Origin of the sequence: Streptomyces sp. NPDC026589 (assembly GCF_040638385.1) — a bacterium.
GTDB lineage: Bacteria > Actinomycetota > Actinomycetes > Streptomycetales > Streptomycetaceae > Streptomyces.
Genome location: NZ_JBEZYG010000035.1, coordinates 52609 through 59671, shown reverse-complemented (window position 1 = coordinate 59671; position 7063 = coordinate 52609). Strand labels below are relative to the sequence as shown.

Sequence of the window (7063 nt, the reverse complement as noted above, 5' to 3'; positions counted from 1 at the left end):
GCCGCCCACACCGCCCCACCCCGGGGCCCCGCCCCCGCCCACCGGGGGCGGCCCCCCGCCCGACCGCTGCCGCCCGGTGGGGTGGTGTGCGCACACCACCCACCGGGCCGAATCCGTTCGCCATCCGGGCCGCCCTAGCGTGACGCCCCGCACAGGCAGCATCCCGGAGGCAGGACGGGCAGCAGGTGCCGGGCCGCCACGGAGAACGCGAGGTACGGGCGTACGGTCCACTCGGTCCACCGGTCCCCGTGCCCGAGCGAGAACCCGCAGGTCCGCCCTCGATGCAGGGCGGCGATCGCGCGCACGCGGCCACCCTCGTCGATCCGCTCCCGGGCCTCGCGACGCGCGTCGGGAGCCAGATTCGCCACGAGAGCCCGCGCCTCCGCCTGGAACAGCCGGATCGCCTCGGTCGCGGTGGGCACGGAGTACCGGACGAAGGTGTCGGGGGCGCTGCCGCGTAACAAGGGGTACGTGGAGCGCTCGCACCAGTAGGCGTGAAGGGCGGAGCCTTCGGGCCGCGTCGGGTCGGGGTCGGGGTCGCACATGACAAAGGCCTCCTGACGTGACACCAGGAACGCCCCCCGCCCACGGCCGGCGTGACGAGCTGCGGAGAGGGGGCGCACTGGTTCGCTACTCCCCTAACAGGCGCAGACAGAAGGGGAGTTGGCCGTCACGTGACGGGACGGCACATCTGGAAGCTAGCGCGTGATGCGCATGCGTATCAAGTGTTTGACGTCTAACGGGTGATTCTGGCTAGATAAACAAGTGATACGAACGAGAAAGCGGCCCCCGTCTGCGCCGATGGGGACCGCTCACTACCGGATCAGGGCCGCTCAGGCCAGGTCGTCGAACTCACCCTCCTTCGCACCGCCCAGGAACGCCCGAAGCTTGGTGCGCGTCGTACGGACGATCACGTCCGGGTTGTCGCTCTCACGCAGCAGGATCTCGCCGCCGTGCTCGGCGAGCTCCAGGCAGTTGTTGCCCTCGGCCCCCGACGACTTCGAAGACTTGCGCCACTGAATATCCACGTACCTCACGCCTTCACACTTGTTGCGCGACCTCACGAATGAAGTCTCTCGACTTCCGCGGGTCGAGGGACAGCTCCTCGACCCGATCCATCGCCGCCCGATAGTTCCTCAGACGCGTCTCGGCGTCCAGGAACGCGGGCCCGGTTGCCGTGTCCGTCTGCACGGTATCCAGCTGCGGAACAGGACCGTAGACATAATGCGTCGAGCTTCCCGTCTCCGGAAAACCGCCGGCGGCGAAGGGAACGACCCGGATGGTCACGTTGTCCCGCTCCGATTCGCGCAGCAGGTGCCCCAACTGACCACGCGCGACGCCCGAGTCGCCGTACGTCATCCGTAGCGCCGCCTCGTGAATGAGGAACGTGCAGGCCGGCGGATTCTCCCGGTCGAGAACATCTCGGCGCTTGAGCCGGTGGGAGAGCAGCCGTCGCCTGCGGGCCGGTGGCAGCTCCGGCACCGCCTGCGCGAAGACGGCGCGCGCATAGTCCTCGTTCTGGAGCAGTCCCGGCATGTACATAATCAGCACCGCCCGAATGCCGACGGCATGGTGCTCAAGCTCCGCCAGGTCGAGCGTTCCGCTGGTCAGGTCGGAGCGATACTCCTCCCACCAGCCCCGCCCCCGCTCATCGGCCATCGCGGCGAGCGCATCCACGTAGGCCTCGTCAGGACACGCATAGCCACCGGCCCAGGCACGCACCCGTTCGCCGCTCACACCGAAGCGCCCGGACTCCGTGTTGCTGATGGCGGTGCGATCCGTGCTGAGCAGGGCGGCGGCCTCGGCCAGGGCCAGGCCCGCGTGCTGCCGCATCTTGCGCAGCTCCGCACCCACGCGACACTGCCGCGCCGTGGGCGCCTTCCTCGGTGGCATCGACGATCTCCTCTGGTCGGCTCCCAGTCTGACTGGCACGCCCACGGTAATCCATTCGGTCCCTTAATTTTCCAAAGCCGTAGCACAAGTGAGACTTGCCGCTATGGTCATCCCCATGCCGCGCTTCACCACGGGCCCACCCGAAGTGCAGCCGTCTCGACGCGCGTTGACACGTGCGGCGATGCGGCCATCGCCACGGGCCGTGCACAGCGCACCCGTTCACCGAACCGGACCGCACTGGGAGACCGACATGACCCCCACAACCCCAACTCCCGTACTTCCGAACCCTCTCGGCGGCGAGATCTACCGGCTCACCCTGCCGAACACCGCGAGCGCACCGCGCCTCGCGCGGGACTTCGTCACCTCACTGCTGGAGGTCAGCCGGCACCTCGGGCTGGTCGACGACGCCCGGATCTGCGTGACCGAGCTGGTCACCAACGCCCACCGCCACACCGGTACGCCGCTGATCCGGGTCCACGCGGCCGTCAACCGGAAGCGGGTCACCGTCACCGTCACGGATGAGGGCAGCCCGCTCACCGGCGCGCTCGGCGCACCGGGGGCAGGCCCGGAGGCGGAGGGCGGGCGGGGGCTCGTCCTGGTGGAGAGCCTGGCGCTGGCCTGGGGGACGCGCGGCGGCGATCGCCGACACCCCGGGCGCAAGGCCGTCTGGTTCACGCTCGGGCAACCGGCGCCGACCCGGTGAACGTCACTCCGTGGGGCTTCGCGGTGGCGGCCGTCGTTCTCGGCGTGCTCGCCGCCGGGATCGCCCTCGCGCCGGGGCCCACCGCGAGGGAAACGCCGCCGATGGGATACACGCGCCCAACCGGCGGTGCGACGAAGACGGCGCGGTACACATCCGAGGGAGCACCGACCACGATCCGATGCGGGCTTCGATCGGGTTGGCCCGGCACGCGTAGGCCGGGGTGAAGCACAGGCGCTTTGGGTGCCGTGGTCAGTACGGGCTTGACCTTGACGCTGGGTCAACCCCCCACCCTCGGGGAGGAGCCTCCGAGCAGTCGCTTCGAACAGCTCCACGAGGGAGGAAGACGACCATGACAGTCCCATCGATCGCCGGACCGGCGATTGGCGTGCAAGGTCTCAAGAAGTCGTACGGGAAGCTCGAAGTGCTGCGCGGTGTGGACTTCGACGTGGCGCCGGGCAGCATCTTCGCCCTGCTTGGTTCCAACGGGGCGGGCAAGACAACGACCGTGAGGATTCTCGCCACGCTCCTGAAAGCCGACGCAGGGGCGGCGAGCGTCCATGGCTTCGACGTTGCCACGCAACCGGCGGACGTGCGGGAGTCCATCAGTCTCACCGGGCAGTTCGCGGCCGTCGACGAGATCCTCAGCGGGCGGGAGAACCTCGCTCTCGTCGCCAGGCTGCGCCACGTCGAGGACCCCGGAGCAATCGCGGATGACCTGCTGAGGCGGTTCTCGCTGAGCGAGGCGGGCTCGCGGCGCGTGTCCACGTATTCGGGTGGGATGCGGCGTCGGCTGGACATCGCGATGAGTCTCATCGGGAACTCGCCGGTGATCTTCCTGGACGAGCCGACGTCCGGTCTTGACCCCGAGGCGCGCATCGAGGTCTGGGATGCGGTCAAGGAGCTTGCCGGACACGGAACGACGGTGCTGCTCACCACTCAGTACCTGGTCGAGGCCGAGCAGCTGGCCGACAGGATCGGCATCCTCCACCAGGGTCGGATCATCGTGGACGGCACCCTCGCCGAGCTCAAACGGCTCTTCCCGCCCGCCAAGGTCGAGTACGTCGAGAAGCAGCCGACTCTTGAGGAGATATTCCTCGCAGTCATCGGCAGCGGCGACAAGAGCGACGTCACCGGCAGGACACCTGGGGGGCGAGGATGACCGCGTACTTCTTCAGCGACACGGTCGCCCTCACGGGGCGGACCCTGCGCCATGTCACGCGCAGCATGGACACCATCATCACGACCGCCATCACGCCGGTCGCCATGATGCTGGTGTTCGTCTACGTGTTCGGTGGCGCCATTGATACCGGGTCGGTCTCGTATGTGAACTACATGCTGCCCGGCATCCTGCTCATGACTATCGCATCGGGCGTCTCCTACACCGCGTTCCGGCTGTTCACCGATGTGAAGAGCGGGATCTTCGAACGCTTCCAGTCCATGCCGATCGCGCGGTCGGGTGTGCTGTGGGCCCACGTCGTCACCTCTCTGGTCGCCAACCTGATCGCTCTCGTGCTCGTAGCGGGCGTCGCGGTGCTCATGGGCTTCCGCTCAGGGGCAGGAGTGTCGGCGTGGCTCGCGGTCGCCGGCATCCTGCTCCTGTTCACCCTGGCGCTGACCTGGCTCGCCGTGATCCCCGGGCTCTCCGCGTCGTCGGTCGAGGGCGCCGGCGCGTTCGCCTACCCGCTCATTTTCCTGCCGTTCGTCAGTTCGGCGTTCGTGCCCACGAAGACGATGCCCGGCCCGGTGCGCTGGTTCGCCGAGCATCAGCCGGTGACGTCGATCGTCAACACCCTTCGCGACCTGTTCGCCCAGCAGCCGGTCGGCGACGACATCTGGACCGCCCTCCCGTGGTGTGTCGGCATCCTCGTCGTGGCGTACGTCTTCGCGATGGCCGCCTATCGCCGGAAGATCGCCTGAGGCAGGCTGAGGTCCATGATCACCATCAGCCAGCTCGCGGCGTACGCCGGGGTGACGGTGCGGGCGGTACGCCACTACCACCGGATCGGGTTGCTGCCGGAGGCCGAGCGGGACCGGTCCGGATACCGGACCTACGATGCTGTCGCGGTCGTGCGACTGATCCGGATTCGCACCCTCGCGGACGCCGGCGTGCCGCTGGCCCGGGTCCAGGAACTCCTCGCCGCCGGCCCGGAGGAGTTCGCCGGCGGCGTCCAGGAGATCGACAAGGATCTGTGCGCCGAGATCCGGCGGCTCCAGAACACTCGCAGCCGACTCTCCCGGCTTGCCGCCGGAGAGCACCTGGCGCTCCCGCAGAGCGTCGTGGACTACCTCGACCGGCTGCGCGGTCTCGGCGTCGAGGAGCGGTACATCGAGATGGAGCGGGACGCCTGGATCATGATCGCCGCCCAGGTGCCGCACTCGATCGAGTCCGTGATCGCCAAGAAGCACCAGGAGCTGGACGACCCCGATACGGTGAAGCTCTACAGCCTGCTCAGCGGGGCACACGACTGGCCGGCCGACGATCCGCGGATCGTCGAGGTCGCCGACATCATGGAGCGCTTGATGATTCGTGCTGTGGAGGCCGGCGAGGTGGGTGCCGACGACGGCATCGACGACCAGTTCGTCGACCTGCTGGACTCCACGACGGCCGAGTCCTCACCGCACGCCGCGCGGCTGTTGGCGATCCTGGAGGAGCGGGGCTGGAGGGGCTGGACACGCATCGAGCGAGTGCCTGCCGACAGACTCAACACTGAGCTGCCGCCATCGTGAAGGCGTGAAGGCAGCTCGGGTTCCTGGAATAACGCTATCCAGGGGTGGCCGCACGCCCGCACTCACAACGACCTGAGCAACGACACCCCTGCCGAGCAGGCTGGGGATGCTGCACCGAGCGATTGATCCCGCCGGTCAGCACGCTTGCGAGGGGCTGCCCCGACCGGGTCGTGCGCTGCGGCGACCCGGTGCGTGCCGGTCGAACCCCGACCGGATCGTTCGCCACCGCGACCTGGTGGAGCGCGACATCAACTACTTAAAGAAACAAGAGAAAGAACCCCACCCCACCCACTCCGGCGACCACCTGACGCGTCCCAGGGGCTCGTCACCCACACGGGTGAGGTTTGCCAACTCGGCTCGCTTTCGGACCCGTTGTCCGGCATATGCTCACGCCAGACCACATCAGACATACGTCGGCCCCCGACCGGGAGTGCAATCCCAACCGAGGGCCTGACCACCAAGGAAGTTAGGGCTTCCCGATGGATACCCAGCAGAATACTGCGCTCACGCGCGCCCTGGCAGAGATTCCCGGGCCCCTCCCGGCCCGAGGCGTGATCCACATCGCGATCCCGCACACCGACCGCTTCACCGTCGTCGGCAACCACCTCGCCCAGCACCCCGACCTCAGCTGCACCGCGATCGGCATCGCCGTACGCATCCAGTCACTGCCCCAGGGCGTGGAGGTGAGCATCAAGGCGCTCGCCGCCCACTGCCGGGAAGGCGAGAAGCGCATCGCGACCGCCCTGCGCGAACTGGAAGCCCTCGGCTACCTGCAACGCGTCCGGGAACGGCTCCCCAGCGGCCGGGTCATCACCCGCACGGTCTTCTGCAACCAGCCTGCTGCGCTGTTACGCCCCCGTCCGACGGCGAGCCCCCTACGACCCGCCGTAACAGCCACACCCCAGGCACCGCCACCGGCATCGGCACCGACCGAAGCGCCCACGTGCGCACCGGCACCGGCGCCCTCGCCCTCGCCCGCCCCGGCACCGGGGCCCTCGCCCGAGCCGGACATGCCCGAGACCCCGCCCGTACCGCCGCCGCCCTCCCTCGCAACGCCCCCGCCCCCGTCCCCGCCGCCCCCACTCTTCGTACCGCTGGTCCCGCCCCCGACCGTGCCCAAGCCCCCACCCCCGCCTCTCCCCCAGCCCGACGAACCGACCCCGGAACTCGACCGCGCCGCCACCGCGCTCCTCAGCGACCTACGCCGTCACGCACCGGAGTTCACGCTCTCCGAGACCGACATCCGTCAGCTGGGCCCCGGCGTCGCGGCCTGGCTCGAACGGGCCGTCCACCCCGATGCCATCCGCCGCACCCTCACCACCGACCTGCCCCACCCCCTCAGGCGTCCCGCGCTGCTCCTCAAGCACCGGCTCACCGCCCTCCTGCCCCCGCCGCTCCCCGGCGTCCGCGACCTCACCGTCCCCATCCGCCCCCGCATCACCATCACGCCTTTCCAGACCTGCGACGACTGCGACCGCGCCTTCCGCTCCCCCACCCCCGGCCACTGCCGCGACTGCCGCGAACACCGCACGCACCGGAGCGACGACACGCGAACTGCCGCCGCCTGAGCGGGCGGAGCGCACCAGCACGGACGGCACGGCCGCATGGCTTTCGTCACAGCGAAAAGACGGAATCCGAGAGCAACTGCACGCTTTGGTGATGTCTGTCCGCTCCGGGGGACGCCGCCCCGCCCCCGAGTCCGGGAATAATTCCCCGGCCCCCTCACAGGATCCCCATACG

The 7063-nt window shown here is 69.2% G+C and carries 8 protein-coding genes; 5 read left to right on the top strand and 3 right to left on the bottom strand.

Features of this window, described 5'->3' with window-relative positions; all coding sequences use genetic code 11:
• Positions 1-134 precede the first annotated feature (134 nt).
• The 3 genes from AB0F29_RS37880 to AB0F29_RS37870 all read right to left on the bottom strand — a co-directional run bounded on the left by AB0F29_RS37880 (position 135) and on the right by AB0F29_RS37870 (position 1893).
• A complete protein-coding gene (locus AB0F29_RS37880) occupies positions 135-545 on the bottom strand; it encodes a hypothetical protein (RefSeq protein ID WP_361882428.1) in 411 nt (136 codons plus the stop codon).
• 288 nt (positions 546-833) lie between these two features.
• Positions 834-1028: a DUF397 domain-containing protein gene (locus tag AB0F29_RS37875; protein WP_018959870.1), complete on the bottom strand. Its 195-nt coding sequence runs from the start codon at positions 1026-1028 to the stop codon at positions 834-836.
• A 13-nt stretch (positions 1029-1041) separates the two neighbouring features.
• Positions 1042-1893 carry a DUF5753 domain-containing protein gene (locus AB0F29_RS37870; RefSeq protein ID WP_361882425.1) on the bottom strand — a complete coding sequence of 284 codons (852 nt, stop codon included), beginning with the start codon at positions 1891-1893 and terminating at the stop codon, positions 1042-1044.
• Between the two features lie 250 nt (positions 1894-2143).
• Here AB0F29_RS37870 and AB0F29_RS37865 point away from each other — a divergent pair, with 250 nt between their 5' ends.
• The 5 genes from AB0F29_RS37865 (at position 2144) to AB0F29_RS37845 (ending at position 6891) form a co-directional block, all read left to right on the top strand.
• Positions 2144-2596, top strand: coding sequence for an ATP-binding protein (locus AB0F29_RS37865; protein WP_361882422.1), 453 nt, complete (start codon positions 2144-2146; stop codon positions 2594-2596).
• Between the two features lie 349 nt (positions 2597-2945).
• Positions 2946-3755 carry an ATP-binding cassette domain-containing protein gene (locus AB0F29_RS37860; RefSeq protein WP_361882419.1) on the top strand — a complete coding sequence of 270 codons (810 nt, stop codon included), beginning with the start codon at positions 2946-2948 and terminating at the stop codon, positions 3753-3755.
• Positions 3752-4513 (top strand): ABC transporter permease, encoded by a 762-nt coding sequence (locus AB0F29_RS37855; RefSeq protein WP_361882416.1) that lies wholly within the window; start codon positions 3752-3754, stop codon positions 4511-4513. The genes AB0F29_RS37860 and AB0F29_RS37855 overlap by 4 nt, the downstream gene beginning before the upstream one ends.
• A 15-nt stretch (positions 4514-4528) precedes the next feature.
• Positions 4529-5323, top strand: a complete 795-nt coding sequence (locus AB0F29_RS37850) for a MerR family transcriptional regulator (RefSeq protein ID WP_361882414.1) — start codon at positions 4529-4531, stop codon at positions 5321-5323.
• Positions 5324-5802: 479 nt separating this feature from the next.
• A complete protein-coding gene (locus tag AB0F29_RS37845) occupies positions 5803-6891 on the top strand; it encodes a hypothetical protein (RefSeq protein ID WP_361882411.1) in 1089 nt (362 codons plus the stop codon).
• Positions 6892-7063 lie beyond the last annotated feature (172 nt).

Excerpts from the sequence above, each read along its gene's own strand:
- AB0F29_RS37845 (WP_361882411.1), top strand. The coding sequence starts at position 5,803 with ATGGATACCCAGCAGAATACTGCGCTCACGCGCGCCCTGGCAGAGATT.
- AB0F29_RS37855 (WP_361882416.1), top strand. The coding sequence starts at position 3,752 with ATGACCGCGTACTTCTTCAGCGACACGGTCGCCCTCACGGGGCGGACC.
- AB0F29_RS37860 (WP_361882419.1), top strand. The coding sequence starts at position 2,946 with ATGACAGTCCCATCGATCGCCGGACCGGCGATTGGCGTGCAAGGTCTC.
- AB0F29_RS37870 (WP_361882425.1), bottom strand. The coding sequence starts at position 1,893 with ATGCCACCGAGGAAGGCGCCCACGGCGCGGCAGTGTCGCGTGGGTGCG.
- AB0F29_RS37865 (WP_361882422.1), top strand. The coding sequence starts at position 2,144 with ATGACCCCCACAACCCCAACTCCCGTACTTCCGAACCCTCTCGGCGGC.
- AB0F29_RS37850 (WP_361882414.1), top strand. The coding sequence starts at position 4,529 with ATGATCACCATCAGCCAGCTCGCGGCGTACGCCGGGGTGACGGTGCGG.
- AB0F29_RS37880 (WP_361882428.1), bottom strand. The coding sequence starts at position 545 with ATGTGCGACCCCGACCCCGACCCGACGCGGCCCGAAGGCTCCGCCCTT.